This is a genomic window from Stenotrophomonas sp. B1-1, assembly GCF_010894375.1.
GTDB lineage: Bacteria > Pseudomonadota > Gammaproteobacteria > Xanthomonadales > Xanthomonadaceae > Stenotrophomonas.
In genome coordinates, this window is record NZ_JAAIUZ010000012.1 from 336,985 (window position 1) to 362,210 (window position 25,226).

Genomic DNA, 25,226 nt, shown 5'->3' on the forward strand with positions numbered 1-25,226 from the left:
CAAGCGGCCACACCCGCACAGCTAGTTTGGCTGGAATCCCCAAGCTCTTACTCGACTGAAGGGCATGCCAGTCAAGGTAATGCACTCGCCGGGCAGCGGCGTTGCAGAGTGTGAAGACTTGACTATCCCATAACCAATGTTGCCGGAGAACATTGCAGCCCCACTGTCACCGCCCCCGCAGGCAAGCTCGCTGCCCTCCACCTTGAACCAGACCTCGTCGCAGGGAAGGGATTCGGTCGGGCCACAGATATTGCCAGGCGTATGCTTGACCGATGTAACCAAGCCGCAACTGTATCCACTGCGCGCACCACGGAAGCAGATAGTCCCGCGGACCGCCGGGGCATCGTAGACGGCCCTGATGAAACGAGTGGATACCGTTGAAGATGCGTAGGCTTCAAGAAGCGGCGTGTGCGGGGAGGGCACTTGATGCCACTGAACATCGGCCTGCGCATCGTTCTTCTGCTCCTTGAATATTAGAGGGAAGGTCACGAGGGTGCCGTCCTCCCTGCTTCCGTAGTTCCCGTAGATCAGATCGTCCGGACAGTGCCCCGCCGTTATGATTCCCTTGGCACCAGTACTTGTCTGCTTCACCGTGAAGCCAGTGGTGCAGTAGGAGTTGTTGGCTTGCAACACAGCTCCGCCGATCGCATATATCGCGTTCGTTTCTGGAACCTCGAGGGTTTTGAAGCGAAGCTTCACTCCAAAGGCACGCTGGAGCTTCAACAGAATTCCCTGATACTTTTGCGCATCCTGCGCACCCCCGCGAATGCGAACGTCAGCGGCGTTGTCGCCAGCATAGCCGGTCAGCCCGATGAAGCCCGGGATGGATTTCTGTGCCTGCAGTCGAATGCCCTTCAATTGCCTGGAGAATTCCTCTTCGGTGAAGGCATGCCCGGTTGAAAATTCTACGCGCGCACTACCTGCGCTGGTCGCCCATTGCCGCTGCGGCACTGGGCCGCTTCCTTTCAGCTTTACCGATACATGGAAGTCTGGCGATTGCTCAATGCTGATCTCCGTCAAACGCCCAGCGAACTCTCGCCGGATATCCTGGATTTCAGGCGCCAACGCGACCTCGATCTGGATTCTCCTGATCGCTTCGTCAACGGACAAAGATTCGACCATGGAAAGCAAAGAGGCCACCGCAACCGCGGTCTCCTCGTCGAGATCTTTCATCCTGTCGACTTCAGGCGCTGCTTGCTGAGCGATTGTTGTGCTGGGTACCCCACCCGCGACAATGAGCCCGAGCATTCCCATGCAGATGGCACTTCTCCTCATCTGACTTCCTCCAATGAAGACTGAGTATCGATGTGGCATGAATTCTTGACGGCGATCGATGAACTCATCGCACGCGCCACCAGTACACCGGTTATCGATGCGTGGCAAGACCGGAAAGGCAAACTTAACGCACGCACGCAATGGTTCTGACATCATCGCATCCGCCCCGCCACTGAAGAGTCCTTGAGTTGCGACTGATTCCAGGCTTATCCGCGGGCGTGAATCGGGGCAGCGAGACGACGAGACACAAGCGTCGCAGCAACGTCGGATACGACATGGATCCCGTACAAGTCTCCAGGCGTCAACACCCCATCACCAGAACCGATCCCGCTCCACCAAGGCCTACAACCGCGAACGTACGGTACCGTACCAATCAATCAGCCGGCCACCAGATGGCAACGCACACCGCTTATCCTGCGGCGCCGGAGACACAGCACGCCACCCAGCAGGACGCCTTGCGCCTCGCGCGCCACCATTCTCAGCTCGAATGCCTTCCTGGCCAGGCATAAATCTCCTTGGGCGTACACGCCTGCTGGCACGTTGCCGGTACAGGGGAGATATGCCTACCTGGTCGTCTGTTTTGTGTCGGTGACTGGGTTGGAGCTAGCGCTGGTCGGGGAGGGCGCTTGCAGAATCTTGCTGTGGGTGAGGGATCTGCCCCAACGGCGCATTGTCACCGGTCCACACGCGGCACGCATGCAGAGTCAACACGCAGTCCACATTGCCTTCCATAAGGTACTTCGGACCTCCGAAAGTGCTGCCTCATGAATCTACAGGCTCTGGCCCAAGCCCAGTACCGAATGCCTCCGGACAGCTGCCGGTTCGACCTTCTCGCTGTGGACGCGCTTCAGGATCCGGCCAGTGGACGCCTGGTGAACCTGTACTCCCTGGTGGCGCGCTGTTTGTCCTGTGAGACGGTATTCAAGGCCGAAGAAGGCCGGGGGCTGCTCAGCCATGCCACGGTGAGTGTGGTGCGTTGCCCAACCGGCTGTGGTCAACAAGCGTTCAAACCTGCGCTGCTGCGTGCATGGTCATCTCCGGCTTCCGACGCTGCGTGAGCGCCGTCCTGGCGCGCCCAAATCCGCACAGCGGCCTTGGAAGGTGCGCGCGCAGGCGCGGCAGGAGGCTGTCCCGCCGCGCCGCGCGAACGGTTTACTTCGGCATCAGCACGGTATCCACCACGTGCACCACGCCGTTGGACTGCTTTACGTCTGCCGTGGTTACCGATGCCTTGCCGCCCTTGGCATCGATAACCCACACCTTGCCGTCCTGCAGCTTCACGGTCAGCGGTTCGCCCTGTACCGTCTTCAGCGTGCTGCTGCCGCCGTTACCGCGCGCGGCCGCGGTCAGCTGCGCGGCCGTATAGGTGCCCGACACCACGTGGTAGGTCAGCACCTTGGTCAGTTTGGCCTTGTTTTCCGGCTTCAGCAGCGTATCGACCGTGCCGGCAGGTAGCTTTTCAAACGCCTGGTTGGTGGGCGCAAATACGGTGAACGGCCCCTTGCCGCTGAGGGTTTCCACCAGGCCGGCGGCCTTCACCGCAGCTACCAGCGTGCTGAGGTCCTTGGCGGTGGACGCGTTTTCCACGATCGTCTTGTTCGCATACATCGGCACGCCTCCCACCATCGGGTTATCGGCGGCAAACGCAGTGGGTACCGCACAGGCAACTGCAATGCCGGCGGCAATGGCAAGACGCTGAATCTGGGTACGCATGTGTGTGTCCTCGCTTGCAGAGGCCATCAGGCCCCTGGATGGGTGCAGGCAATCCTGCGGATCACGCTCCAGTGCGAGCAGCTCTGGCGCGTTGTCCACATACCTACGTGCCGGTAGCCGAGGTTGGATGCGCCCAACATGAGCTATCTTCTGAATGGTTCAACCACATTGGCATAGCGTGACGAATGGGCGCCGGATCTTCACGGAGTGCCGTGCCTCGACCGCGAGCTTGCGCGCGGTGCGTGGCGGAGCGTTCATCCGGCATATCGGCTCAGGTAGCATGAAGCAGAGGGGCGCTGCCTGATCGATATGTTCAGAGAAACCTCGACGAATCTTGTCTCTACAATCAGATGATGCCGGTAACATGAAGAAGATGATGTCCATTTCGGTATACGGTGAGCCAGGAAACAACGCGACCGTGCATTTTCCTTGCCGCAGGAATCCTGCCGTTGCAATGCAGTCAGACACCCTGCACGGGCTGATTGCCGATCTGAAGCACGCAAGACGGTCGTTGGCCAACGGCGATGCTGTTGAGGCCATGGACGAGCTGGACGGTGTGCTCGAGCGCTTGAAGGAAATGCACGCAGGCATGATCAATGACGTGCGCCTGGCGGGTGATCCTGACGGGACCGGTTGGCCTGCTGCGTAAGGGGAGGACGGAAATCCCAGCGCCGCTCGGTATGGAGTTATCCGCCATGCAAGAAATGACATCCGCATCGCACCCTTCAGGCCTTATCCATGGCGAATAATTTTCGGGAAGAGATATTTCTCAGCGTCAGCCGTGCACTGATCGGCGAAGTGTTTCCTTCACTAGTAGCGGTCTGTGCCTTCGAGACGGGCCCGGACGATTTCACTCTGTACTTCTTCCTGGATCGGCAGGTTGACGATCATACTGAAGATGCTATCTCCTGCATTGAGACGGAGGTGGTTGCAGATCTTGCTCGACAGTTAAACATGGCGACTGAGATCCGAACCGCACCATGTCCGCAGCTGCCTCAGAAAGACGCATTCTGGATCTTCTACAGAAAGCTGGAATGATTCGGCTTAACGGCCGCGTAGAGTCGAGCTTGCTCGACTGAACCCCTCGACACCCATCACCAGAATCTATCCCCGCACCACCGAGCGCAAACCACGGTACCAGTCAATCAACCGGCCACCAGATGGCAACGCACACCGCTCATCCTTCGGCACCGGGGGCCCAGCCCGCCACCACGGCCGGGCCCGCCCATCGGGAATGCTGACACCCTCAACCTGGTTGAACGCCATCAACTGCTGCAGATCCAGATACAGCGTGTCAGATTCCGGCGCACGCTGTAGAGCGTCTGCCGGCAGACGCAGCGCGACCGTCGGTTTTGTGCGCTCCACCCTCAACACGGGAAAGCCTTTGCAGCGCACTTGGAAAGAGGGCGCAACGGCATCCGCCGGGTAGATCGTGAAGCCCGTTGCTCGGCGCGTGGAAACAAATTCGTGCGCACTGCCATAGAGCTTCTCGAACTCCGCGAATTCCATCTTCGGATAGACCCACGTCTCTTCGGCTGCGCTCTGCGGCCATGGCAACAAGGAAATAGCGGCCAGCGCGGCGATGACCATCAGGGCAGACGAGACGAACGACCTCACTTACGACCCTGCGCCGAGCGGCCGCACGCGTTCCTGGATGAAGACGTTGAGCGCGAGGCTGGCCATGGCCAGGCCTTCCATTACCCGGTCGCCCACGTCCTGGTCAGGGTCTCCATTCTGGCGGGCACGCTCGGCGGCCAGCAGCAGTTCCTGCACCACGCGCTGGCCAGCCAGGGCGCAATCGGCATCGGCCAGTGCAATCTGTCGGCTGCGCAGCGGGTGGCGTTCGGGCCAGGGTTGGCCGTCGGCGGCGGCACCGGCGCCGATGCTGCGCAGCAGGTGAGTGAGGGTGTTGGGGTCTGGCGCGGGATCGGCTGCCGGCGGTTCCTGGATGGAATGCGGGGCAGGGGAGTAGGGCGTGGTCATGGCGGGCTCCGTGCGTGCAGGCAGAAGCCGCCACCGATAAAGGTGGCGGACGATGCGTGGCTCGAAATCCGGTTTATGCTGAGACCGGTGGGCACGAAGCCCCCACGCACCGCCCGCCATAGTCGGCAGACGGATTGCCGGCCGACACCACGCGAGGGTGGTGTCGGCCGGCAAGCGCAAACATCAGCATAAAACCGGGATTTCGAGCCCCGACCACCGGTGTTTGGTGGCCCGGCAAGGAATACGCCCGGTTGCGCTCAATGCCAAGGCAGTAGGGGCGAAGCCGTCACTGCTTTCAACATTTTCAGAATCGTTGCAAATTGCGTGGCGATGCTGATGCCTTGGCACGTAAGGCTTCTGCCGGTATTGGCGGTTCCAGCGATTGCGTTGTCGCGAACCGACTGCAGCCACCGAGGGCAGGGCAGATGCGACATGCGACGCCCTCGGCCAGCGGCGGTTACTGGACCCTCATCGCCACCTTGGTCCGCTCAAGCCATGCTGCACTGTGGCTTCGCGCGTGGCGCGACCAATCAGCGCCATCCCGTCGGCGATCCAGGCCATTCATCGGCGGCTTCTGTTGCTTGGTCGCAAACGGGTTGCCACGCCTCTGCGCGGGTGGCAATTTCCAGCGGCGATCACGTCGACCTGGAGCCCGCATGACCCCCGTTGCCCTGTACTCGCCGGAACCGGCCCGCGGCTGGTTGCCCTGGGCCTGGCTGGCGCCGATCCTTATGATCCTGTTCAACGCGGTGCCAGTGCTCGCGCTGGACGGGTGGATGCAGTCGCAGCATTGGTCGACGCCGGGCGGCGATCCGATCGGACTCGCTGGCCTGCATGCGCTGCTGTGGATTGGCTTCGCGCCGACGCTGGTGGCCGTGCTCGCCTGGGTGCGCTTCGTCGAAGGGCGCTCGCTGGCGAGTATCGGGCTTACCGGTCCGGCGCCGCTGAACACCTTCCTGCGCGGACTGGCCGTTGGATTCGGCACGATCGCGCTGGTCGTAGTCGCGATCTGGATGGCGGGCGGCATGCAGGCGGCAGGCGTGGGGCTGGCCTGGCGATCGCCGGTCAGCCTGCTGCACATCGGTCTGCTGCTACTGAGTTTCATGTTCCAGGCGAGCGTGGAGGAGATTATCTTCCGCGGCTGGATGCTGTCGGCGGTGGCGCGCAAGACCAATGTCGCGGTGGCAGTGGTGCTGGTGTCGCTCGTTTTCTGCTTCCTGCATTTCAGTCCGCACCAGCCGCTCCGGGTCACGCTCGGCATGTTCCTGTTCTCGCTGTTCGCCTGCGCCTGGGCGCTGCGGGCCGGCAATATCTGGGGCGTGATGGGCTGGCACGCGGGGTGGAACTGGTTGCTCGCGACCGGCTTCGAACTGCCGGTCACCGGCATCGATGCGCACTTGCCGGCGCTGCTGGTGGCACTGCGCCCGCAAGGCCTCGACGCCCTGACCGGCGGCGCGGAAGGGCCGGAAGGAAGTTACCTGTGCAGCGTCTTCTTCGTCGCCGCGATCGCGTGGATCCAGTGGCGAAAGACGCGCGGAGCTCAGAGCCCCTCGCCGACGGGCTACAGCCGTTAGCGGCCTTTCATCGCCACCTTGGTCCGCTCAAGCCACGCGGCATTGTGGCTGCGCGCGTGGCGCGACCAGTGCTTGGCGTCGTCCAGGATGCTGTCGAACAAGCTGCGGGCCTGATCCCGATCGGCCGGCTGCGGCTGTGCCATCAGCCATTCGGCGTACAGGCAACGTGCGGCCGCATCGTTACCGCAGTCCACCGCGCGCTCGAACGCTGCGCGCGCGTCGGGCGACTGGGCTTCGGCCAGTGCCTGCGCATAGAGCAGGGTCTGTTCCGGCTTGCGGCGGGTATCCGGGTGGCGGGCGAACAGACCGTCCAGCGTCTCGACCGCCAGCGCGGCGTGGCCGGAATCCAGGCGAGCGCGGGCCAGGCCGGTGAGGATGTAAGGATCGTCGCCCAGCGGCGAGCTGGCGGCGTGCTCCAGCAGGTCTCTGGCCTCCTCTGCCTGGCCGGCATCGAGCAGCGTCATGCCCAGACGAACCCGGTTCTGCACCGTGGGCGTGCGCGCCAGCTCGGCCCGCGCGTTGCGCAGGTCCTGGCCGGGGTTCACCAGCTGCTTGGCGGAGCGGATGGCCTGCCGGGCCCCGCGAGAATGGCGGGCTTCCGGGAAGTAGATCGCCAGGAAGTAGACGACGCTGCCGAGCAGCGGGAACGAGAAGAGCAGGAGGAGCCAGTAGAGGCTCTGGCCTGAGCGGATGGCGTGGACCGCGAAGAAGATGGCGGCCAATACGTGGAGTCCGATTCCGATATAGGGCATGTGGGTGCCTGGTCCTTGTGGGGGCTGGCACTATAGTGGGAGTGGGGTGGGGCGCCAATGGGGTGCCGGTCGAGCGTGATGCGTCACGTTAATAGGGCCGATTCCCATCGCATGACTCAGTGGCTTCGTGCGTCGGCAGGAAAGTAGCGCCTGCCCAGCCGCAGCGCGACATGCACCAACAGAATCAGCACCGGCACTTCCACCAAGGGGCCGATAACCGCGGCGAAGGCGACCGGCGAGGCCAGGCCAAACGCGGCGATGGCAACGGCAATGGCCAGCTCGAAGTTGTTGCCTGCTGCCGTGAAGGCGATTGCGGTCGTGCGCGGGTAGTCCTTGGCAATGAACCTGCCCATGAAGAAGCTCAGCACGAACTGGACAATGAAATAGAGCGTGAGCGGGATCGCGATGCGCACTGCATCCATCGGGATGCGCAGCACGTCGCCGCCCTTCAGGCTGAACATGGCAACGATCGTGAACAACAGCGCCGCCAGCGTGATTGGACTGATCGCCGGCAGGAACGTCTCTTCATACCAACGCACGCCCTTGCGCGCCTTGAGCCAACGGCGGGTAACGAACCCCGCCAGGAAGGGGATGCCCAGATAGATCAGCACCGCCTCGGCAATGGTCCAGAAACTGACGTCGATCACGCTGCCCTGCAGCCCGAACACCGGCGGCAGCCACGACAGGAAGAACCACGCATACACACTGAACAGCGCGATCTGGAAGATCGAATTGAATGCCACCAGGCCCGCCACGTACTGCCCATCGCCGCGGGCGAGCTGGTTCCAGACCAGCACCATGGCAATGCAGCGTGCCAGCCCAATCAGAATCAGGCCGGTCATGTATTCGGGGTAATCGCGCAGGAACAGCACCGCCAGGCCGAACATCAGGAACGGGCCGATGATCCAGTTCTGCACCAGCGACAGCATAAGTACGCGCTTGTCGGCGAACACCTTGGGCAGCTCTTCGTACTTCACCTTGGCCAGCGGCGGATACATCATCAGGATCAGGCCAATGGCGATCGGGATGTTCGTCGATCCAATCGACAGGCTGTGGAGCGCGCTGGGCACGCCTTCGAACATCGCGCCCACGCCGACGCCCAAGGCCATGGCCAGAAAAATCCAGAGCGTAAGGTGCCGGTCCAGGAAGGACAGGCGGGGCGTATCAGTCGTCATGGCAGGTCTCGCAGGGAGCGGTTAGTCGATCTGTGCGATCTCGAAGGGGCGAGACGTCAGCAACCCGCAGGGCGGTCGCAAGCCTGATCGCCCGCGCAGCAGTTTTCGGTCAGGTAGGCCACCAGCGCGCTCATCGCCCGGAACTCCGCCCGGTAGCAGATGGTGCGACCGCGCTGCTCGGCGGTGACCAGGCCAGCGGCCAGCAGCTCCTTCAGATGGAAGGAGAGGGTGGCGCCAGGAAGGGAAAGCGACTGTGCGATGTCGCCGGCCAGCTTGCCGCCACTTCCGGCCTGGACCAGGAGGCGAAAGATGGAAAGCCGGGTGGCGTGGCCCAGGGCTGCTAGAGCGTGGGTTGCAGTCTTATGTTCCATGTTTCTAGAATAGTCGAATCGAATCGGCAGGACAACCCGCATGCAGCAGCTTCCTAATATCGCCCCTGGAGCCTTGAGCCCTCCGGTAGCCGAAAAACTGAGCGAGCCGAATGCCTCGCCACACCGGCCCCGCATCCTGATCCTGTACGGCTCCCTGCGCCCGCAGTCCTTCAGCCGCAAGCTGGCGCTGGAGGCGCAGCGGTTGTTGGAGCACTTGGGTGCAGAGACCCGCCTGTTCGATCCGCACGACCTGCCGATGCTCGACTCGGTGCCCGCCTCGCACCCCAAGGTGCAGGAGCTGCGCCAGGCCTCGCTGTGGTCTGAAGGGCACGTGTGGGTCAGCCCGGAACGCCACGGCACCCTGACGGCCGTGTTCAAGAACCAGATCGACTGGCTGCCGTTGGAGGAGGGGAGCGTGCGCCCGACCCAAGGTCGCACACTGGCAGTGATGCAGGTTTGCGGAGGCTCCCAGTCCTTCAATGTGGTCAACGCGCTCCGCGTTCTTGGCCGCTGGATGCGGATGGTCACGATTCCAAATCAGTCCTCGGTAGCCAAGGCCTGGCAGGAGTTCGATGACGAGGGGCGCATGAAGCCGTCGGCCTACTACGATCGCGTCGTGGATGTGATGGAAGAACTGGTCAAGTTCACCCTGCTGGTGCGTGGCCGCAGTGACTACCTGGTTGACCGCTACAGCGAGCGGAAGGGTGCAGCCGAAGCGGCCGCGCTTGCCGCCGCGGCTGGCGTGGTCGAGACCGCAGTGGATGAAAAGGAGAGCGCATGAACGCTGTCATCTACCACAACCCCAGGTGCGGCACATCGCGAAACACCTTGGCGTTGATTCGTCACGCCGGCATTGAACCTGAAGTAATCGAGTATCTGGCCAACCCGCCCAGCCGAACGCAGCTGGTCGCACTGATTGCCGCCGCCGGATTGGATGTTCGCGGCGCTATTCGCCAGAAGGGTACGCCGTATCTGGAGCTGGGGCTGGACGATCCCGCATTGAGCGAGAGCGTACTGCTGGATGCCATGCTGGCAAATCCTATTCTCATCAATCGGCCCTTCGTGCAGACGGACATGGGCACGCGCCTGTGCCGGCCGTCCGAGGTGGTTCTGGACATACTGCCAAGGGTGCGGGAGCCGTTTACCAAGGAAGATGGCGAAGTGGTGATTGATCGGGATGGCAGGCGCGTGCGTTGAACGGCGAAATTGCCACGGGATAGCAACCCCTGGAAGGAAGCGTGCGATGAAGTGGAGCTTTGCGAAGGTGTCCGCTGCTTCGGTTGCGGCGCTCGCTGGCACTTCGACGCTCCGCCACGGTGCTTCAAGGTATCGACCGACCCGTAGCAGCCATTGGTGCAGCAGCCGTTCCGGCCGCTCGGTCCGCTTACATGCTGGGTTGTTGGCCGGACCCAGCCACCCTAAGATCGAACTGTATGGATAGGTCGCATACCCGGATCTACGAGTCCGTCTACTAGGCAGTTATGTAATGACCCACCGCTTTCTGCTCAGGTCATGCGGTTAATCTAGCGGCATAGGCCGCATCTGGGGTCATCATCTTCAGCGCCTGATGCGGGCGCTGTTGGTCGTAGAACGCGATCCAGTCGGCAATCACGCGCAGTGCGTGGGTCTGGCTCTCGAAGCGATGCCGGTGCACGCACTGCTCTTTGAGCGTCCGGATCACGCGTTCGACCATCCCGTTCTGCTGCGGGCAGTGCGGGATGATGAACTCCTGCTTCAGGCCATAGCTACGCACCAGCCGGTTGTAGTCGCGGCTGGTGAACACCAAGCCGTTGTCCGAGCGAAGCAGGAACGCCTCTGGGGTGGTGGGGCCGCAATTGGTGTCACTCACCATGCATCTCTGGCCCGGCCACCTATTCGCAGCGACGTTCCTGTTCCAAGGCTTGGTCGCCGCAGTATCGGCCAGCCTGCTGGCCGGTGTGCCGCTGCCGCATGTCGCGCCGGCAAGCGGCATGTCCCGACAACCACTGTCCTCCGTCCTGCTGGACCCGCGTTTCATCGCTGCGGTGATCTGTGGCGCGGTGTCGTACATGCTGATGAACTTCATGATGACCGCGGCTCCGCTGGCCACGCACATGCAAGCCCACGCGCAGGAGTCGTCCAACCTGAGCCTGCAATGGCACGTCATCGCGATGTACCTGCCCAGCTTCTTTGCCACGCCTCTGCGCGGGTGGCAACTTCCAGCGGCGATCACGTCGATCTGGAGTCCTCATGATCCTGTTCAACGCGGTACCGGTGATCGCGGTGGACGGGTGGATGCAGTCGCAGCATTGGTCGACGCCTGGCGGCGATCCGATCGGACTCGCTGGCCTACACGCGCTGCTTTGGATTGGCTTCGGGCCGACGCTGGTGGCCGTGCTCGCATGGGTGCACTTCGTTGAAGGTCGCTCTATGGCGAGTATCGGGCTGACCGGTCCGGCGCCGCTGAAAACCTTCCTGCGCGCGACGTCCCCCCGAGACTGAGTGGCGCGACGGTTTGGAGTCCAATCCTCAACGACAAGGAGATTGGACGTGAAGAAGCGCTTTTCCGAAGAACAGATCATCGGCTTCCTGCGCGAGGCCGAGGCGGGCATGCCGATCAAGGGCCTATGCCGCCAGCATGGCTTCAGTGAGGCCTCGTACTACCTGTGGCGCAGCAAGTTCGGTGGGACGAGCGTGCCCGACGCCAAGCGGCTCAAGGACCTGGAAGCGGAGAACACACGCCTGAAGAAGCTGCTGGCCGAGCAGGTGTTCGAGAACGACGTCATCAAGGATGCGTTGCGAAGAAAGTGGTGACCGCACCGGCACGCAGGTTGCTGGTGCGGAGCATGGTCGAAAAAGGGCTGAGCGAGCGGCGCGCGTTGGTGGTTGCACGCATGAGCGCCAGCGCGCTGCGTTACGAGCCGAGGCCGGACCACAACGTTGAACTGCGCGAGCAGATCACTGCACTGGCACACAGGCATCGACGTTACGGCGTGGGCATGATCCATCTGAAATTGCGACAGAAGGGGCATGTCGTGAATTACAAGCGCGTGGAGCGCCTTTATCAGGAAGCAGGTCTGCAGGTGCGTCGCAGGAAGCGCAAGAAGATGCCTGTCGGTGAGCGTCAACCTTCGCTGCGCCCGTCCGCCGCCAATCAGGTGTGGTCGATGGATTTCGTGTTCGACCGCACCGCGGAAGGCCGAGTAATCAAGTGCCTGACCATCGTGGACGACGCCACCCACGAGGCCGTGGCCATCGAGGTGGAACGGGCTATTTCCGGGCAGGGCGTTGCCAGGGTGCTGGACAGATTGGCCGTTCAACGCGGTCTGCCGCAGGTGATCAGGACAGACAACGGCAAGGAGTTCTGCGGAAAAGCGATGGTGGCGTGGGCTCACGAGAAGGGAATTGCCCTGCGCCTGATCGAGCCGGGCAAGCCGAACCAAAACGCTTACGTTGAGTCCTTCAACGGGCGGCTACGCGATGAATGTCTGAACGAGCACTGGTTCCCGACGTTGCTCCACGCCAGAACCAGTATCGAAAGCTGGCGGCGCGACTACAACGAGGAAAGGCCTAAACGAGCACTTGGCGGGCTGACGCCCGCCCAATACGCCGCGCAGTTGGCTGGCAAGAGGGATAAGATCAGCACCGGACTCTAAACCCGACCGCTACTGAGGACGGGGGGACGTCGCAGGGAAAGTAAGCTCACCTTCAACCATTTGACCCGGGGCTCTTATGGATCTCATCAGACTGCTGCGATCGCTTGAGGAGTTCCTCTATGAACTCGTAGGGTGGTTGGTGTTCTACCCGCGGACCTTGTGGAGGGTGCTGTTGCAGCCAGGCGAGGTAGCGCACTACACGCGCCGAGAGTTCTCCAAGGATCCGGAACAACGATTCGCCGACGCCATCAGCCCTGTGTTGATGTTGATTCTGTCAGTGGTGCTGGCGCACGCATTGGAAATGTCTACGCGCACCGCCCCCCTCGCGGTATCAGGACCGGTGGGCAAGCTACTGTTTGGAAGCGAGCAGGGGCTGCTGCTCACCCGTTCGGCGGCCTTCTGCATCTTCGCCCTGGGGGCGGCGCTAAGCATGCTGTGGCGACAGCGCCTGCCCATCAACCGCGACACGCTACGGGAGCCCTTTTCCATACAGGCGTTCATTGCGTGCCCGTTTGTGATTCTGCTTGCAGTTTCGCAGGCAGTTGGCTCTGCTGGTGGAGACATTGCGCATGGCTGGGGTGTGGGGATCGGAGCGCTGGCAGTTGCATGGTATTTGTGGGCACGAACCCGCACCTTCGTAGCACTGAACTGCACGGGATACCTCCAGGCATTTGGCTTTGTACTTGGCTCTTTCCTGGTGACGCTGGCACTGGTCGTCGCACTGACGCTCGCCTTGGTTGTCTAGATCAAGAGACCGCTGTTGCAACCCGGCCTGGAAACGAAATCCGATCAAATGCCTAACAATAGGCTAACAAAGGCCTAATTTCGCCTTAATCGGCGCGCTTCAGGATCGTGCCCCATGGACATGATCCCACAGCCGATTCCAATGGCCCCGCATCCGGGCAGATTCGCGGAAGCCACTCTCGTCGGGCCTGATCACCCGCTTCGTGAACAGGTACAGTCTTTTATCGCCGAGACCTATCGTCAGCGCTTCGGCGCGGACGTCCGCGACTTCATGCCACGGCTTCTGGCCTACCGCGATACGCAAGGGGCGCTGGTGGCGGCGGTCGGCCTGCGACATGCGGCCAGCGGCCCACTGTTTGTTGAGAATTATCTGGATGCGCCGGCGGAAACCGTACTGGCGCAACACCTGCCCAGTGCGCCGCGCCGTACGCAGATTGCTGAGGTGGGCCACTTTGCTGCGTCGACGGCGGGCGTGGCACGCGAGTTGATCGTGCAACTGGCCTGGGTGCTACGTGCCGCCGAAGTGGACTGGGTGATGTTCGTAGCGACCCAACAGCTGCGCAATGCGTTCGTACGCCTGCATCTGGCACCGATCGAACTGGTGCCCGCACGTGCCGAGCGCATGGGCGATAGCGCGGCCGACTGGGGTCGCTACTACGAGTCCCAACCGCGCGTGATGTGCGGCGATATCCGCGAAGGCATCGCCTTTCTTGGCGGAAAGGCGTGCGCGATCGACCAAGCAGATGCGGGCTGCTCCGCAGAGGCGGCCGGATGAGCGCTGATGCACAGGACGTCCTGCGCCTGCTGCAGGAGCATCGGCAGCCAGTGCTGACCGGCCAGGCTTCGCTGAGTGCGTCCAAACTACGGTCGCGCGTGCTGGAACTGGTGAAATGGTTGCAGAAGGCAGGCGTGACCTGCGTTGCCAGCCGCCTGGACAACGGCCTCGATTGGGTGGTTCTGGACCTGGCCCTTCGCATTGCCGAAGTGGTGCACGTACCGTTGCCCACCTTCTTCTCCGATGATCAAGTGCAGCACGCACTGCAGACCAGCGGTGCCCAGCTGCTGGTGGTTGCGGAGGGCACGTTGCCGCCGTGCGGGATCACGGCCGCACCCATGGCGTTGCCGGCACTGAGTGCGCACGGCTTAGGCCTGGACGCTCCTGCTGGCAGTACGCTGCCGGTCGGCACGGCCTGCGTGACCTACACCTCGGGCAGCACAGGGCGCCCGCGCGGCGTATGCCTTTCTGCCGGAACGTTGATGGCCACCGCCGCGTCATTGGCAGACGCCGCAGGTGACATCGCACCACGCCGGCATCTGTGCCTGATGCCGCTGTCAACGCTCCTGGAGAACGTCGCTGGATTGTATGCGGCGTTGTTGTCGGGCGCCGAGATCGCGCTGCCGTCCCTGCAGGAGATCGGTTACACCGGCGCAGCAGGGTTGGATGTCCGCACGCTGCTGAGCTGCCTCAATCGTTATCGCCCCGAGAGCATCATCCTGGTGCCGCAGCTACTCCTGGCCCTGGTCATGGCGGCAGAGCAGGGCGCTGAACTGCCAGCATCGCTGCGATACCTGGCCGTTGGGGGAGGCAGGGTTTCTCCCGGTCTTCTGTCGCGGGCACGGCGCCTGGGGCTGCCGGTGTTCGAAGGCTACGGTCTGACCGAGTGCGGGTCGGTGGTGTGCCTGAATCGTCCTGGTGCCCAGCGCGATGGCACGGTGGGGCACCCCCTGCCACACGTGCGAGTGCAGATCATGGACGGAGAAATCGTGGTGTCCGGTGCGCGTGCACTGGGGTATCTGGGCGACGAGTCGCTGCCGGAGGGGCCGATCCACACCGGTGATCTGGGACACATCGATGCAGACGGCTTCGTGCATGTGACCGGGCGTCGCAAGAACGTCTTCATCACTGCATTTGGCCGCAACGTGTCGCCCGAATGGGTGGAGAGCGAACTGCTTTCACACCCGGCCGTCGCGCAGGCTCTGGTCTGGGGGGAAGGGCAGGCCGACAACGTGGCATTGCTGGTTCCGCGCTTCGCGCAGCAGGACTCCGCCACGCTCGAGGCGGCGCTGTCCGCCATCAACGCCGGCCTGCCTGACTATGCCCGCATCGCGCGCTACGTCAACGTCGCGCCATTCAGTGCGAACGCCGGTCTGTTGACCGCCAATGGTCGCATTCGTCGCGAGGCCATCCTCGCCCACTACCAGGCAGAGATCGACGCCGCCTACCGGCGCCCTGCGTTCAGCACCATCGGAGACCCTGCATGAGCTTCCACGATCACCTTCTTGCCCAGACCGCCAGCGAGCGCCAGTCGCTGCTTCAGATTCCCATCATCTGCGACGCACTGGCGGGCCGCATCGACCGCGGTGACTATCTGGCGTTCCTGCAACAGGCGTACCACCACGTGCGCCACACGGTACCGCTGCTGATGGCCTGTGGCTCGCGCCTGCCTGCGCGCCTGGAATGGCTGCGGACCGCGATCGGTGAGTACATCGAAGAAGAGATGGGCCACCAGGAATGGGTGCTGGACGATATTGCAGGTGCCGGCGGTGATCGGTCCGCTGCTGCAACATCCGAACCCGTACTGGCCACCGAACTCATGGTCAGCTACGCCTACGACACCATCCAGCGCGGGAACCCGGTGGGCTTCTTTGGCATGGTAGTGGTGCTGGAGGGCACCAGTGTGGCGCTGGCAACGCAGGCTGCAAACACCCTGCAGACGTCGTTGGATCTTCCGCGCAACGCCTTCAGCTATCTGCTTTCGCATGGCGATCTGGATATCGAGCATGTCGGCTTCTTCAAATCGCTGATGGACAGGCTGGATGATCCCAGCGACCAGCAGGCCGTTATCCATGCGGCACGCCGCTTCTACGTTCTCTATGGCGATATCTTCCGCACCCTGCGCAGTGGCGGCGCGCGTACTGCGGAGGCGGCCTGATGGACCTGCGTGGACGTACGGTCGTTCTGACCGGAGCCAGCGGCGGCATCGGAAGGTTGCTCTGCGGCGGCCTGGTGGGCGAGGGCGCGCAGGTCGTGGCGGTGGGGCGGGGCCACGATCGGCTGCAGGCGCTCACTGACACGTTGCCGGAAGGGTCTGTCATACCGGTCGTTGCCGATATCGGCACGGCGGCGGGCCGCGGCGCGTTGCTGGCGAAAATTGATGCGCTATCCAGGCCGCCTTCGGTGCTGGTCGTAGGCCATGCCAGCGCCGCCTTCGGACTGTTCGGCGCACAGACAGAGCAGGCGTTGGAACAGCTGATGCAGACCAATCTGGTTGGCTCCATGCTGCTGATCCGCGCCTTGTTGCCCTTGTTGGAGCGGCAGTCGCACGCCAGCGTGGCCGTTCTCGGCTCGACGTTCGGCAGCCTGGCCTTCCCGGGTTTTGCCGCTTACAGCGCCAGCAAGTTCGGATTGCGCGGCCTGGTCGAAGGTCTGGGCCGCGAGTATGCCGGCAGCACAGTCAAGTTCCAGTACCTGTCACCACGCGCCACCCGCACAGATTTAAACAGCGCCGCCGTGGATGCCATGAACGCCGAACTGGGCGTTTCCCACGACTCGGCCGAGAAGGTCGCAACGGCCTTGTTGCAGGCACTGCGCTCTGGCAATCCGCGCTTGCAGCTTGGCTGGCCAGAGCGGCTGTTCGCTCGGTTGAACGGCCTGCTGCCAGAGCTGGTGGACCGTAGCCTCCGCAAACAGTTACCCATCGTCAGGCGCCATGCCAGCAGTGGCACCACCGCGGCGAGTTCTTCCGCATCCCCTCCCAGCAAGGACACCTCCCATGAAGCGCACGCAGGGTAAGACCATGTTCTATCTCATTCTTATTGCCGCCGCCGTATTGGTCGGGGTCGCTGTGGCTGCCGAACCATCAGTGCCGGTGGCGCAGATCCGTGACCGCTGGGCGCAGATCAACTACCAGACGCCCAAGCCGCAGCGCGAGGCGGCGTTCATGGCCCTGTCCAAGCAGGCCGCGCAAGCTCGGCAGGCGGCCCCGAGGGATGCCGGCGCGCTGATCTGGGAGGGCATCGTGCTGTCCAGCCTTGCTGGCGAGAAAGGTGGCATGGGCGCACTCAGCCTGGTCAAGCAGGCCCGCGACGATTTCGAGGCAGCGCTGAAACTGGATCCCCGGGCCCTGGATGGCGCGGCGTATACCAGCCTGGGCGCGCTCTACTACCAGGTTCCAGGCTGGCCGCTGGGCTTCGGCGATGACGATCGGGCGCGCCAGCTGTTGAAGAAAGGGCTGGATATCGACCCCAATGGCATCGATGCCAACTATTTCTACGGCGATTTCCTGCGCGATCAGAAGGAGTGGGGCCCAGCGCAGGCGGCGCTGCAGAAGGCACTGGCAGCGCCAGCCCGGCCAGGACGGGATGTGGCCGATGCCGGCCGCCGGCATGAGATCGAGGCCAAGCTGCACGATGTTATGGGCCATCTTGCAAAGTGAAGTCCGCGACTGGACACTGCCCTCATGCGCATCCTCCTCGTCGAAGATGATCGTTCCCTGGGTGAAGGCATCCGGACCGCGCTTCGCCGGGGCGCGTTCGCCGTGGACTGGGTGGAAGACGGCACGGCCGCCCTCTTGGCCGCCCAAGATGGTGATTTTGATCTGGTGGTGCTGGATCTGGGGCTGCCACGGGTAGATGGCATCGAGGTGATCCGCCGGATTCGGGCGGCGGCAAACCCGGTTCCGATTCTGGTACTCAGCGCCCGTGAACGACCGGCCGACCGTACGCTCGGGCTTGACGTTGGCGCAGATGACTACCTTGGGAAGCCCTTTGATACCGCCGAGCTGCTGGCACGCGTACGCGCACTCGTCAGACGCAGCAGTGGGCGTTCGCATCCCACGCTGGACTCCGGTGACCTCCATCTTGATCCTGCTACGTTGGAGGCGAGATGGAAAGGACGGACGCTGGATCTGACTCGTCGCGAGTTCTCGCTGCTGAGATTGTTGATGGAACAGAACGGGCGACCGATGGCGCGGGAAACGATCCAGAAGCACCTCTACGGCTGGGATGAAGACGTCGCCAGCAATGCGGTGGATGTTCATGTGCATCAACTGCGGCGCAAGGTCGATCCTGCAGTCGTGCGTACTGTGCGGGGCATCGGGTATGCGCTGGGGCAGTCGTCGGAGACGGATGCATGAGGTCCATGAGACGCAGCCTGCTATGGACCCTGCTGGGAACCTTGGCGGTTCTGATGGCCGTGGCCGGATTCTTCAGCTATCGCGCCGGCCTACAGGAAGCGGGGGAAATGTTCGATGCCCGGCTGGTGCAGTCCACGCGGGTACTGATGGGCCTGGTAGATGAGCCGCTAAGTGATCTGACTGCGTTTCCGGGCGATCCCATTGTGCTGCGTGGCTGGCACGGGCACGCTGAAGGCGTCGGAGAGGCGCTGGCATTCAGCGATGGACATGCCTATGAGAGCAAGCTTGCTTTCCAAGTGTGGGACACGAAGCAGCGATTGCTGCTCCGCTCAGATAGCGCTCCAACGCGGCCACTGGCTCCATTGGTGGCCGGCTACGACAGTCCTGTGATCGACGGAGAACAATGGCGCACTTTCACATTGCAGACTCGCGAGGGCCGTTGGTTCCAGTCTGGCGAGCGGTCGGACATCCGCGAAGAGTTGGCAGAAGATATTGCGGGAGGCACCATGCTGCCACTGCTGCTGGCGCTGCCCTTGATGGCGCTGGTGATCTTGTGGAGCGTCAATTACGTGACCCGCTCGCTGCAGAGCGTCTCGGACCAGATCGGCAGGCGCGACCCCGAGCGCATGTCGCCATTGGAAGCTTCTGACGTTCCGCGCGAGGCGCAAGGGTTGGTGTGGGCTGTGAACGGCCTGCTTGGGCGATTGAGTGAGGCGCTTGCACGGGAGCGTCGATTTGTTGCCGACGCGGCGCACGAGTTGCGCACGCCGATCAGCGCACTGAAAGTGCATGCTGAGAATGCCCGCATGGCGCAGGATGAAGAAGGAAGGGCGAGCGCCCAGGACATGGTGGGCGACTCAGTAGCGCGACTGGAGCGCCTGGCGTCGCAGTTGCTCACACTCAACCGCGCAGAGGCCGTATCCCGGTTGACTTCGGTGCGCCTGAGACTCGACGCCCTGGTTGGGGTGGAAGTGGATGCGCTGCGTCCCATCCTGTCGCTGAATCGTCAATGGCTCCAGCTGAAGCTGGACAGCGCGGAGATCAAGGGTGACGAGCCCGCGTTGACGGCGTTGGTTCGCAACCTGCTGGAAAACGCGGTTCGCTACACCCCTGTCGGCGGTCGCCTGAATGTCCGCGTGAAACAGGCGGAGGGTAGGGTGTTGCTCATCATCGCCGACAGCGGCCCCGGCATCGCGGAGGAAGAGCGCGATCGCGTGTTCGACCGCTTCTATCGAACGCTGGGCAGCCGGGTGCAAGGCAGCGGGCTTGGGCTGTCCATTGTCCGGGAGGTGGCTGACGCCCACGGCGCGAGCGTCACGCTGAGCTACTCGCAGGAGCTGGGCGGTCTTGAGGTGACGGTGAATTGGGCAGCAGATTCGGCGTATCGTGCCGCCATCTCCAGGTGAAAGCCGGACGCCCGGAGAGGACCCGAGAAACGTGGCTTAAGGATCATGGCTGTCCCCTTTCTGCAGTGCGACGGTGAATGAGGCCATGCATGAGTACACCAGCGACCATGGCCGCAACGAAGATGATCGCGAAGGGCTGGCCGGTTCCCAGCAATGCGATCGCTGGGCCGGGACACACTCCGGCCAGTCCCCAACCCAGGCCGAATATCGCTGCACCCATGACCAGGCGCCAATCAATGGTTCGATGGGTGGGAATGTGCAGCGATGCGGCAAGCACCGGCGTTCTGCGAGCGCGTACCCACAGGTAGGCTGCACTGGAAGGGATCAGCGCGCCCAGCATGACCAGCGCCAAGGAGGGATCCCAGGCATCGCTCACATCAAGGAAAGCAAGCACGCGAGTTGGGTTGGCCATATCGGATATGACCAGTCCCAGCCCGAAGAGTGCGCCGCACAGGAACGCGGTGAGACGTTTCATGCCGTACCTCCAGCCAGAATCCGCACAAGGGTCGCTGTGGCCATGCCCGTGAGCATGAACACGCAGGTAGCCACCACCGACCTTGGCGATGCCCGGCCCAGGCCGCAGACACCGTGCCCACTGGTACAGCCAGCGCCAAGACGAGTTCCGTAACCTACCAGCAATCCGGCAATCACCAATACCACTGCTCCCGTTGCGGAAGGCGACGGCAGTGCTATGGGTCTGGCCGCCAACGCCAAGCCAGAGGCCAGGGCAAGTCCTGCCAGAAACAGGACAGCACTGCCGCGCCCCCCGTCACCCGGCATGCCAACTGTCTTGGCAAGCAGGCCGGAAACGCCGGCAACGCGACCGAGAAGGACTAGATACGCACCGGCTGCTGCACCGATCATGGCACCGCCAATTAGCGGCCAATACCACGCAAGATGAGAGAGCGTCATAGCAGGTCCACCGGCAGCTTGAGGTAGCGCACGCCGTTTTCCTCGGGTTCGGGCAGATGGCCGGCGCACATGTTGACCTGCACGGAAGGCAGGAGCAGTCGCGGCATCGGGAGCGTCGCATCGCGGGCTTCGCGCATTTCCACGAACATGGCTTCGGTCACGCTCTCGTGGACATGCAGGTTGGCTGTCTTTTCTGCACCGATGGTCGTTTCCCATGCGAAATGGTCCCGTCCGTTGGCTTTGTAGTCATGGCACAGGAAGACGCGGGTAGCGTCGGGCAGGGACAGCAAACGCTGGATCGAGCGATACAACTGGCGAGCCGAGCCGCCTGGAAAGTCGCATCGGGCGGTGCCGTAGTCCGGCATGAACAGCGTGTCTCCAGGAAATACGGCGTCACCGATCACGTACGCCAGACAAGCGGGGGTATGGCCCGGCACGTGCAGCGACATCGCCTGGAGGTTGCCGATGTGGAAGGACGCGCCATCGGCAAACAGGCGATCGAACTGGCTGCCATCCCGCTTGAATGCAGTACCGGCATTGAAGACCTTGCCAAAGGCTTCCTGGACCGTGGTGATGCGTTCGCCAATGGCGAGCGCGCCTCCCACCTGGTGCTGCAGCCAGGGCGCTGCGGACAGGTGGTCGGCATGGGCGTGAGTTTCCAGCAACCATTGAACCTGCAGGCGCTCGGCACGCACGTAGTCCACCAACGCCGATGCGGAGGCTGTAGAAGTGCGGCCTGCGGCCATGTCGAAGTCCAGGACGCTGTCGATGATGGCGCACGCTGAAGAGGATGGATCGCGTACAACGTGGCTGGCAGTGAACGTGGCAGGATCGAAGAAGGTCTTCACGCAAGGCGAGGGAAGCAGGCCGGCGCGCGCATCGTTGGCCACGCGCACAGCCTGCTCTAGAGGGGCGTCTACCGCAACGGACAGGTTCACGACTGGATCCTGGAGGAATGGCGACTATATAATTACATGCTTGCATACACTATGCAACTGTGGGGGGCGTGGTAGATTTCGCAGCCTGCCGCTTCTATTTGCCATCACATCATCCGCCCGAGTTGCCAATGCCCGTGACCAGCCCCCCATTCAGCCCGTCAGACCTAGCCACGATGAAGGAGCGCGTGCCCGAAGTAGCCGAGCTGCTGCGCTTCATAGCCACTCCTTCGCGCCTGTTGCTGCTGTGCCAGCTTGCGCAAGGTGAAATGACGGTGGGTGGACTGGAAGAGGCCACCGGCATTCGACAGCCGGCGCTTTCCCAGCAACTAGCCGAACTCCGTCAACGAAAGCTGGTAGCGACCCGACGAGAATCGCGGTCGATTATTTACCGCATGACAGACTCGCGAGTCGCAGCACTGCTGGGCGCGATGCATGGAATCTTCTGTGTGGACGAGGCTTCACCTTGAAGCGGCGTGACGCATCCCAAGCAGGAGTGGGCTGATCGCATCGCCAGGGAGGAGCTTGGGCCATTGGTGGACGGTGAACTCCTTAAGGCGCTGCCAAGCGCGTTCCAAACCTGCCAAGCGCGTTCCAAACGGACAATACGCCCAAGCCGTCCAGGCCTGCCAGTGCTCAAGAATTCTCCCGCGACCATCGCCGGCACTGCTCATACACATCCCCATCCCACCAGGCATGAAACTCCTTAGGCCGCGTAATGCGGTCCATCAGGGCGCGTGTCTTGGCCTTGTCGCCGGCCTGGCAAGCGAAATAGGCAAAGTTCTGCAGGTTCCAGTCAGACGGATACCGGGCCAGCACATCATCAATTTCCTGGCTCATCAACGGCCAATCCACCTGTTTTTCAGCGAACGGGCTGCTGTAATAGCTGCCCGCGGTGGACCAGTAGATGCGCGCATAGAGGGCAGGGCGGTCATCCTGAGGTATCAGGTGATCGAACGTTGTCGCGATGAGTTTCCGATTCGGCTGATGTGCCGTTGCCTGAAGGTTTCGGCCAGCGGCTATTACGAGTGGAGCAAGCGTCCTGCCAGCGCCCGGCAGCTCGACAATGAGCGCCTGGTACTACGAATGCGTGAGCTTCACGAGGACAGCCGGGGTACGCTGGGAGCTGGCCGCATGCGCGAAGACCTGGCTGAGGAGGGCGAGACTGCCAGCCTGAACCGGGTAGCACGCCTGATGGCGGCCGACTGCCTGCAGGGTTGGCCTCGGCGCAAACGCCGGGGGCAGCGTGGCAGTCCGGCCGTGATGCCACCGGGCGTGGTCAACCTGCTCGAACGCGATTTCGTCGCGCTGGAGCCGGAGACCAAGTGGGTGACCGATATCACCGAGATCAAGACCCAGCAGGGCAAGTTGTATCTGTGCATCGTGCTGGATCTTTATGACCAGCGCGTTGTGGGATGGTCAATGCACGATCGACAGGACCGTCAGATGGTGATCCGGGCTGTGCAGATGGCGGTGTGGCAGCGGCAAGGAAGTCATGCGGTGACCCTGCATTCGGACCGTGGTAGTCAGTTTCGCAGCGGTGACTATCAGGGGTATCTCGCCGCCAACAGCCTGATCTGGTCAATGAGCGCGGTGGGGCATTGCGGTGACAACGCGGCCTGCGAAGGCTTTTTCGGGCTGCTCAAGCGTGAGCGGATCTATCGAACGAGCTACCGCACACTCGATGCGGCACGAGCGGATGTGTTTGACTACATCGAGCGACGCCACAACCCGAGGATGCGCAGAAGGGTCGCCAGGCAGGATCAGAAGATTGCAGCTCTTTTAGAACCGTCCGTGATATCGGGGTAGAACCCCCTGGACGCCGGCGCCGTTAGAGATTGCACGCGCCCGCCCCTGGGAGGACCTTGTCGCCCGCGAGCTGGGCGATCCATGAAGTGCCCCCTATGGCGGGAACTGGTGGATAGGTCGGTTCCGGACAAGAGAACTGCCCAAACTAGGAAGCTGCTTCCATTGATGTTGTTCCGCCTCGTCGACAAAAGTCCTAGTGCTTGACGATTAGGGTGCGTTATCCCCAGTGCGGAAGACGCCTTGACGAGCGCATCTGGGTTGTCCCCGCGGGGCGGCTCCCAGTTCTTCCTGCGGTTGTATAGGCTTCCCCTGCAGACGAGCTTCGAGCGGCCTTCGCCATGGGGTAGTTGGCAAAGATCTGAGCAAATTGCTAATCAGCGGTGGTCCGTCTAGCAGAGTGCGGCTCTCCACGTCGGCCTACCTCGAGAGTCACTGGGATTGATCTTATTTCAGTGGTGGGAGCACGTCGTGCGACGCGCACGGTGGCGGCGGCGTACGCAAAAAGCCGTAGCGGCGTGGACCGCCGTGGTGCAGCCCTAGGCGCACCGCCTTCCCTCTCCCAGCAAGCCGATAAGAGTTCGGGCGTCCGGTGGCAGGAGGGCGGCTTCACGGTACCAGCCCGAGTTCCACTCAGGCGTTGGTCTCTGACCTAGGGCCCATATAGATCGTCCGGATCGATGCCGGCGCCCCAGAGCAGGCGGTCGCGCCGGACCTGCTCAGCCCATTTTTCACGTAGTTCGGGGACCTGGACGTCTGCTGCGGCACCACAGTCTGGACAAGTCAGTACGATCATGTCGGGAGCTTGGCTTAGCCCCTGTGCTTTCGACAGGCGGGCGACGTAGTCACAGGCCGAGCACTTGCAGAAGATTGCTTCGATTTCATCGAAGCTTCCATTCAGACGAAATGTCGAACGGATCCTGAGGATCTGGAAGGGGCTTTGGGGAGACATGTGTCTAGCCAAGTAGGGGCTGGACACGGGCACGAAGGATTTCGTGTCGGAGAAGAGCCAAGAGCCGGCAGTCTCTCACAGGAGCGTGAACGCTTCATAAAAAGTGAATCCGCCGCTTGGCGACTGTAACCTTCCCCATCTACAGCGGAGAGATCGAGATGAGTTTCCAGCATCCCTCGGCAATCTCTTCTGCTCCAGGATCTCCTCGAAGGCTGGGCCGACGTTCCAAGCGCTCCCTAAGGTCCAGTAGCCAAGCCAGGCGGGTGCCGTGTGGGTTCCTGATATAGATGTCGCAGGCTAGCCGGACAATCGGTGCGACCTCATGGCGGAAATTTACCGCAGGGAGCGTTCCGGCATTGAAGGCCAGTTCCCAGTGGCTTAGCTCTCTGCTGACGTCTACGTAGTCTTTGTCTCTAGGGCTTTCCATGGCAGTTCTCCTATAAGAGCTTGGACTCTACTCGCTCGGTTGCTGGCCTGTTTGCGCCGTCGTTCATAAACGGGCTGCTGCTACACGCTTCCCCAACAGGCAAAAGAGGACTGTGGTTGTGCAGCACTGGGCTGTAATGGAGTAACAAATGAACAACGTCAACCAAAGTCACGGCACTCGCTCCACCGAAGGTAGCGACGCAGAGCGAACCGCTCACAAGGCACAGGGCCAAGAAAACGGCGAAAAGCTCGGCGGGGGGGCAGATGGAAAGGATGAGAAGGATCCCCAGAAGCAGAAGCAGCAGAGCGGCCAAGAGGGCGGTCGGCAGGGCGGTGGCAAGGATGAACAGGGCGAGCAGCGGAATGCTCCCCGCTAAGCCATGACGAGAAGCCGCGCGCCGCGCGGCTTTCTTTTGACCACGCGGACGCAGA

At 62.5% G+C, this 25,226-nt stretch carries 30 protein-coding genes and 1 pseudogene; 19 read left to right on the plus strand and 12 right to left on the minus strand.

Translation table 11 applies throughout. The annotated features are described in order from the left end of the window. Positions 1-21 precede the first annotated feature (21 nt). The gene (locus tag G4G00_RS11395) at positions 22-1,173 is read right to left on the minus strand and encodes a S1 family peptidase (RefSeq protein WP_234414701.1); all 1,152 of its coding nucleotides are present in this window, start codon (positions 1,171-1,173) and stop codon (positions 22-24) included. 866 nt (positions 1,174-2,039) lie between these two features. On the opposite strand from G4G00_RS11395, the gene G4G00_RS11400 reads away from it, so the two are divergent. Beyond that, positions 2,040-2,333, plus strand: a complete 294-nt coding sequence (locus tag G4G00_RS11400; RefSeq protein ID WP_108753114.1) for a hypothetical protein — start codon at positions 2,040-2,042, stop codon at positions 2,331-2,333. 94 nt (positions 2,334-2,427) lie between these two features. Here the strand turns inward: G4G00_RS11400 and G4G00_RS11405 are convergent, their stop codons facing one another. Then, positions 2,428-2,988: a fasciclin domain-containing protein gene (locus G4G00_RS11405; protein WP_108753113.1), complete on the minus strand. Its 561-nt coding sequence runs from the start codon at positions 2,986-2,988 to the stop codon at positions 2,428-2,430. A 364-nt stretch (positions 2,989-3,352) separates the two neighbouring features. Here G4G00_RS11405 and G4G00_RS11410 point away from each other — a divergent pair, with 364 nt between their 5' ends. Continuing rightward, positions 3,353-3,637 (plus strand): hypothetical protein, encoded by a 285-nt coding sequence (locus tag G4G00_RS11410; RefSeq protein ID WP_164273584.1) that lies wholly within the window; start codon positions 3,353-3,355, stop codon positions 3,635-3,637. A gap of 89 nt (positions 3,638-3,726) precedes the next feature. Then, the gene (locus G4G00_RS11415; RefSeq protein ID WP_164273587.1) at positions 3,727-4,026 is read left to right on the plus strand and encodes a hypothetical protein; all 300 of its coding nucleotides are present in this window, start codon (positions 3,727-3,729) and stop codon (positions 4,024-4,026) included. Between the two features lie 66 nt (positions 4,027-4,092). Here G4G00_RS11415 and G4G00_RS11420 read toward each other — a convergent pair whose 3' ends face one another. Both G4G00_RS11420 and G4G00_RS11425 read right to left on the minus strand, forming a co-directional pair. Beyond that, the gene (locus G4G00_RS11420) at positions 4,093-4,578 is read right to left on the minus strand and encodes a hypothetical protein (RefSeq protein ID WP_159093963.1); all 486 of its coding nucleotides are present in this window, start codon (positions 4,576-4,578) and stop codon (positions 4,093-4,095) included. A gap of 27 nt (positions 4,579-4,605) precedes the next feature. Continuing rightward, a complete protein-coding gene (locus tag G4G00_RS11425; RefSeq protein WP_108753109.1) occupies positions 4,606-4,971 on the minus strand; it encodes a hypothetical protein in 366 nt (121 codons plus the stop codon). Between the two features lie 656 nt (positions 4,972-5,627). On the opposite strand from G4G00_RS11425, the gene G4G00_RS11430 reads away from it, so the two are divergent. After that, positions 5,628-6,545, plus strand: coding sequence for a type II CAAX endopeptidase family protein (locus G4G00_RS11430; protein WP_108753108.1), 918 nt, complete (start codon positions 5,628-5,630; stop codon positions 6,543-6,545). Here the strand turns inward: G4G00_RS11430 and G4G00_RS11435 are convergent. From G4G00_RS11435 to G4G00_RS11445, 3 genes are all read right to left on the minus strand, one after another. Then, complete coding sequence (locus G4G00_RS11435; protein WP_108753107.1) at positions 6,542-7,297, minus strand: tetratricopeptide repeat protein; 756 nt, start codon at positions 7,295-7,297, stop codon at positions 6,542-6,544. The genes G4G00_RS11430 and G4G00_RS11435 overlap by 4 nt on opposite strands. 116 nt (positions 7,298-7,413) lie before the next feature. Next, positions 7,414-8,472, minus strand: a complete 1,059-nt coding sequence (gene arsB, locus G4G00_RS11440) for an ACR3 family arsenite efflux transporter (protein WP_108753106.1) — start codon at positions 8,470-8,472, stop codon at positions 7,414-7,416. A gap of 56 nt (positions 8,473-8,528) precedes the next feature. Then, on the minus strand, positions 8,529-8,843 hold the full coding sequence (locus tag G4G00_RS11445) for a metalloregulator ArsR/SmtB family transcription factor (RefSeq protein WP_108754802.1): 315 nt from the start codon (positions 8,841-8,843) through the stop codon (positions 8,529-8,531). Positions 8,844-8,883: 40 nt separating this feature from the next. Here G4G00_RS11445 and arsH point away from each other — a divergent pair, with 40 nt between their 5' ends. Both arsH and arsC read left to right on the plus strand, forming a co-directional pair. Then, entirely contained in the window at positions 8,884-9,624 is a 741-nt protein-coding gene (arsH, locus tag G4G00_RS11450; RefSeq protein WP_108753105.1) for an arsenical resistance protein ArsH, read from the plus strand. Next, positions 9,621-10,040: an arsenate reductase (glutaredoxin) gene (arsC, locus tag G4G00_RS11455; RefSeq protein ID WP_108753104.1), complete on the plus strand. Its 420-nt coding sequence runs from the start codon at positions 9,621-9,623 to the stop codon at positions 10,038-10,040. The genes arsH and arsC overlap by 4 nt, the downstream gene beginning before the upstream one ends. A gap of 313 nt (positions 10,041-10,353) precedes the next feature. Here the strand turns inward: arsC and G4G00_RS21980 are convergent, their stop codons facing one another. Next, positions 10,354-10,908 (minus strand): integrase core domain-containing protein, encoded by a 555-nt coding sequence (locus G4G00_RS21980; protein ID WP_234414699.1) that lies wholly within the window; start codon positions 10,906-10,908, stop codon positions 10,354-10,356. Between the two features lie 164 nt (positions 10,909-11,072). Between G4G00_RS21980 and G4G00_RS11465 the strand changes: the two genes are divergently transcribed. The 10 genes from G4G00_RS11465 (at position 11,073) to G4G00_RS11510 (ending at position 19,763) form a co-directional block, all read left to right on the plus strand. Continuing rightward, positions 11,073-11,324, plus strand: a complete 252-nt coding sequence (locus G4G00_RS11465; protein ID WP_240336136.1) for a hypothetical protein — start codon at positions 11,073-11,075, stop codon at positions 11,322-11,324. 48 nt (positions 11,325-11,372) lie between these two features. Next, a protein-coding gene (locus tag G4G00_RS11470) for an IS3 family transposase (protein ID WP_240336137.1) occupies positions 11,373-12,478 on the plus strand; the annotation gives its coding sequence in 2 pieces (ribosomal slippage) (positions 11,373-11,622 and positions 11,622-12,478; 1,107 coding nt in all). 76 nt (positions 12,479-12,554) lie between these two features. Further along, positions 12,555-13,223: a hypothetical protein gene (locus G4G00_RS11475; protein ID WP_108753103.1), complete on the plus strand. Its 669-nt coding sequence runs from the start codon at positions 12,555-12,557 to the stop codon at positions 13,221-13,223. Positions 13,224-13,337: 114 nt separating this feature from the next. Further along, the gene (locus tag G4G00_RS11480) at positions 13,338-13,997 is read left to right on the plus strand and encodes a thermostable hemolysin (RefSeq protein WP_234414697.1); all 660 of its coding nucleotides are present in this window, start codon (positions 13,338-13,340) and stop codon (positions 13,995-13,997) included. Further along, positions 13,994-15,484, plus strand: coding sequence for an AMP-binding protein (locus tag G4G00_RS11485; RefSeq protein ID WP_108753102.1), 1,491 nt, complete (start codon positions 13,994-13,996; stop codon positions 15,482-15,484). The genes G4G00_RS11480 and G4G00_RS11485 overlap by 4 nt, the downstream gene beginning before the upstream one ends. Beyond that, positions 15,481-16,155 carry an iron-containing redox enzyme family protein gene (locus G4G00_RS11490; protein ID WP_108753101.1) on the plus strand — a complete coding sequence of 225 codons (675 nt, stop codon included), beginning with the start codon at positions 15,481-15,483 and terminating at the stop codon, positions 16,153-16,155. The genes G4G00_RS11485 and G4G00_RS11490 overlap by 4 nt, the downstream gene beginning before the upstream one ends. Next, positions 16,155-17,015, plus strand: coding sequence for an SDR family oxidoreductase (locus G4G00_RS11495; RefSeq protein ID WP_164273593.1), 861 nt, complete (start codon positions 16,155-16,157; stop codon positions 17,013-17,015). Before G4G00_RS11490 ends, G4G00_RS11495 begins: the two co-directional genes overlap by 1 nt. After that, a complete protein-coding gene (locus G4G00_RS11500) occupies positions 16,996-17,658 on the plus strand; it encodes a hypothetical protein (protein WP_325051507.1) in 663 nt (220 codons plus the stop codon). The genes G4G00_RS11495 and G4G00_RS11500 overlap by 20 nt, the downstream gene beginning before the upstream one ends. Positions 17,659-17,682: 24 nt before the next feature. Further along, on the plus strand, positions 17,683-18,357 hold the full coding sequence (locus G4G00_RS11505; RefSeq protein WP_108753099.1) for a response regulator transcription factor: 675 nt from the start codon (positions 17,683-17,685) through the stop codon (positions 18,355-18,357). Between the two features lie 17 nt (positions 18,358-18,374). Next, the gene (locus tag G4G00_RS11510; protein WP_108754799.1) at positions 18,375-19,763 is read left to right on the plus strand and encodes a sensor histidine kinase; all 1,389 of its coding nucleotides are present in this window, start codon (positions 18,375-18,377) and stop codon (positions 19,761-19,763) included. 43 nt (positions 19,764-19,806) lie between these two features. Here the strand turns inward: G4G00_RS11510 and G4G00_RS11515 are convergent, their stop codons facing one another. Genes G4G00_RS11515 through G4G00_RS11525 form a run of 3 tightly spaced genes read right to left on the minus strand, consistent with a single transcriptional unit; the run spans position 19,807 to position 21,541 of the window. Beyond that, on the minus strand, positions 19,807-20,238 hold the full coding sequence (locus G4G00_RS11515) for a DUF6691 family protein (protein ID WP_108753098.1): 432 nt from the start codon (positions 20,236-20,238) through the stop codon (positions 19,807-19,809). After that, positions 20,235-20,675 carry a hypothetical protein gene (locus tag G4G00_RS11520; RefSeq protein WP_108753097.1) on the minus strand — a complete coding sequence of 147 codons (441 nt, stop codon included), beginning with the start codon at positions 20,673-20,675 and terminating at the stop codon, positions 20,235-20,237. Before G4G00_RS11520 ends, G4G00_RS11515 begins: the two co-directional genes overlap by 4 nt. Then, on the minus strand, positions 20,672-21,541 hold the full coding sequence (locus G4G00_RS11525; RefSeq protein ID WP_108754798.1) for an MBL fold metallo-hydrolase: 870 nt from the start codon (positions 21,539-21,541) through the stop codon (positions 20,672-20,674). Before G4G00_RS11525 ends, G4G00_RS11520 begins: the two co-directional genes overlap by 4 nt. 245 nt (positions 21,542-21,786) lie before the next feature. Here G4G00_RS11525 and G4G00_RS11530 point away from each other — a divergent pair, with 245 nt between their 5' ends. Beyond that, positions 21,787-22,080 carry a metalloregulator ArsR/SmtB family transcription factor gene (locus G4G00_RS11530; RefSeq protein ID WP_108753096.1) on the plus strand — a complete coding sequence of 98 codons (294 nt, stop codon included), beginning with the start codon at positions 21,787-21,789 and terminating at the stop codon, positions 22,078-22,080. Positions 22,081-22,246: 166 nt separating this feature from the next. On the opposite strand, the gene G4G00_RS11535 is transcribed toward G4G00_RS11530, so the two are convergent. Then, positions 22,247-22,450: a hypothetical protein gene (locus G4G00_RS11535; RefSeq protein ID WP_164272972.1), complete on the minus strand. Its 204-nt coding sequence runs from the start codon at positions 22,448-22,450 to the stop codon at positions 22,247-22,249. A 78-nt stretch (positions 22,451-22,528) separates the two neighbouring features. On the opposite strand from G4G00_RS11535, the pseudogene G4G00_RS11540 reads away from it, so the two are divergent. After that, positions 22,529-23,419, plus strand: a pseudogene (locus tag G4G00_RS11540) (IS3 family transposase); the annotation flags it as partial. A 1,524-nt stretch (positions 23,420-24,943) separates the two neighbouring features. Continuing rightward, positions 24,944-25,171: a hypothetical protein gene (locus G4G00_RS11545; RefSeq protein WP_108753094.1), complete on the plus strand. Its 228-nt coding sequence runs from the start codon at positions 24,944-24,946 to the stop codon at positions 25,169-25,171. Positions 25,172-25,226: the final 55 nt, after the last annotated feature.

Excerpts from the sequence above, each read along its gene's own strand:
- G4G00_RS11395 (WP_234414701.1), bottom strand. The coding sequence starts at position 1,173 with ATGAAAGATCTCGACGAGGAGACCGCGGTTGCGGTGGCCTCTTTGCTT.
- G4G00_RS11400 (WP_108753114.1), top strand. The coding sequence starts at position 2,040 with ATGAATCTACAGGCTCTGGCCCAAGCCCAGTACCGAATGCCTCCGGAC.
- G4G00_RS11405 (WP_108753113.1), bottom strand. The coding sequence starts at position 2,988 with ATGCGTACCCAGATTCAGCGTCTTGCCATTGCCGCCGGCATTGCAGTT.
- G4G00_RS11410 (WP_164273584.1), top strand. The coding sequence starts at position 3,353 with ATGAAGAAGATGATGTCCATTTCGGTATACGGTGAGCCAGGAAACAAC.
- G4G00_RS11415 (WP_164273587.1), top strand. The coding sequence starts at position 3,727 with ATGGCGAATAATTTTCGGGAAGAGATATTTCTCAGCGTCAGCCGTGCA.
- G4G00_RS11420 (WP_159093963.1), bottom strand. The coding sequence starts at position 4,578 with ATGGTCATCGCCGCGCTGGCCGCTATTTCCTTGTTGCCATGGCCGCAG.
- G4G00_RS11425 (WP_108753109.1), bottom strand. The coding sequence starts at position 4,971 with ATGACCACGCCCTACTCCCCTGCCCCGCATTCCATCCAGGAACCGCCG.
- G4G00_RS11430 (WP_108753108.1), top strand. The coding sequence starts at position 5,628 with ATGACCCCCGTTGCCCTGTACTCGCCGGAACCGGCCCGCGGCTGGTTG.
- G4G00_RS11435 (WP_108753107.1), bottom strand. The coding sequence starts at position 7,297 with ATGCCCTATATCGGAATCGGACTCCACGTATTGGCCGCCATCTTCTTC.
- arsB (WP_108753106.1), bottom strand. The coding sequence starts at position 8,472 with ATGACGACTGATACGCCCCGCCTGTCCTTCCTGGACCGGCACCTTACG.
- G4G00_RS11445 (WP_108754802.1), bottom strand. The coding sequence starts at position 8,843 with ATGGAACATAAGACTGCAACCCACGCTCTAGCAGCCCTGGGCCACGCC.
- arsH (WP_108753105.1), top strand. The coding sequence starts at position 8,884 with ATGCAGCAGCTTCCTAATATCGCCCCTGGAGCCTTGAGCCCTCCGGTA.
- arsC (WP_108753104.1), top strand. The coding sequence starts at position 9,621 with ATGAACGCTGTCATCTACCACAACCCCAGGTGCGGCACATCGCGAAAC.
- G4G00_RS21980 (WP_234414699.1), bottom strand. The coding sequence starts at position 10,908 with ATGAAGTTCATCAGCATGTACGACACCGCGCCACAGATCACCGCAGCG.
- G4G00_RS11465 (WP_240336136.1), top strand. The coding sequence starts at position 11,073 with ATGATCCTGTTCAACGCGGTACCGGTGATCGCGGTGGACGGGTGGATG.
- G4G00_RS11475 (WP_108753103.1), top strand. The coding sequence starts at position 12,555 with ATGGATCTCATCAGACTGCTGCGATCGCTTGAGGAGTTCCTCTATGAA.
- G4G00_RS11480 (WP_234414697.1), top strand. The coding sequence starts at position 13,338 with ATGGACATGATCCCACAGCCGATTCCAATGGCCCCGCATCCGGGCAGA.
- G4G00_RS11485 (WP_108753102.1), top strand. The coding sequence starts at position 13,994 with ATGAGCGCTGATGCACAGGACGTCCTGCGCCTGCTGCAGGAGCATCGG.
- G4G00_RS11490 (WP_108753101.1), top strand. The coding sequence starts at position 15,481 with ATGAGCTTCCACGATCACCTTCTTGCCCAGACCGCCAGCGAGCGCCAG.
- G4G00_RS11495 (WP_164273593.1), top strand. The coding sequence starts at position 16,155 with ATGGACCTGCGTGGACGTACGGTCGTTCTGACCGGAGCCAGCGGCGGC.
- G4G00_RS11500 (WP_325051507.1), top strand. The coding sequence starts at position 16,996 with ATGAAGCGCACGCAGGGTAAGACCATGTTCTATCTCATTCTTATTGCC.
- G4G00_RS11505 (WP_108753099.1), top strand. The coding sequence starts at position 17,683 with ATGCGCATCCTCCTCGTCGAAGATGATCGTTCCCTGGGTGAAGGCATC.
- G4G00_RS11515 (WP_108753098.1), bottom strand. The coding sequence starts at position 20,238 with ATGAAACGTCTCACCGCGTTCCTGTGCGGCGCACTCTTCGGGCTGGGA.
- G4G00_RS11520 (WP_108753097.1), bottom strand. The coding sequence starts at position 20,675 with ATGACGCTCTCTCATCTTGCGTGGTATTGGCCGCTAATTGGCGGTGCC.
- G4G00_RS11530 (WP_108753096.1), top strand. The coding sequence starts at position 21,787 with ATGAAGGAGCGCGTGCCCGAAGTAGCCGAGCTGCTGCGCTTCATAGCC.
- G4G00_RS11535 (WP_164272972.1), bottom strand. The coding sequence starts at position 22,450 with ATGAGCCAGGAAATTGATGATGTGCTGGCCCGGTATCCGTCTGACTGG.
- G4G00_RS11545 (WP_108753094.1), top strand. The coding sequence starts at position 24,944 with ATGAACAACGTCAACCAAAGTCACGGCACTCGCTCCACCGAAGGTAGC.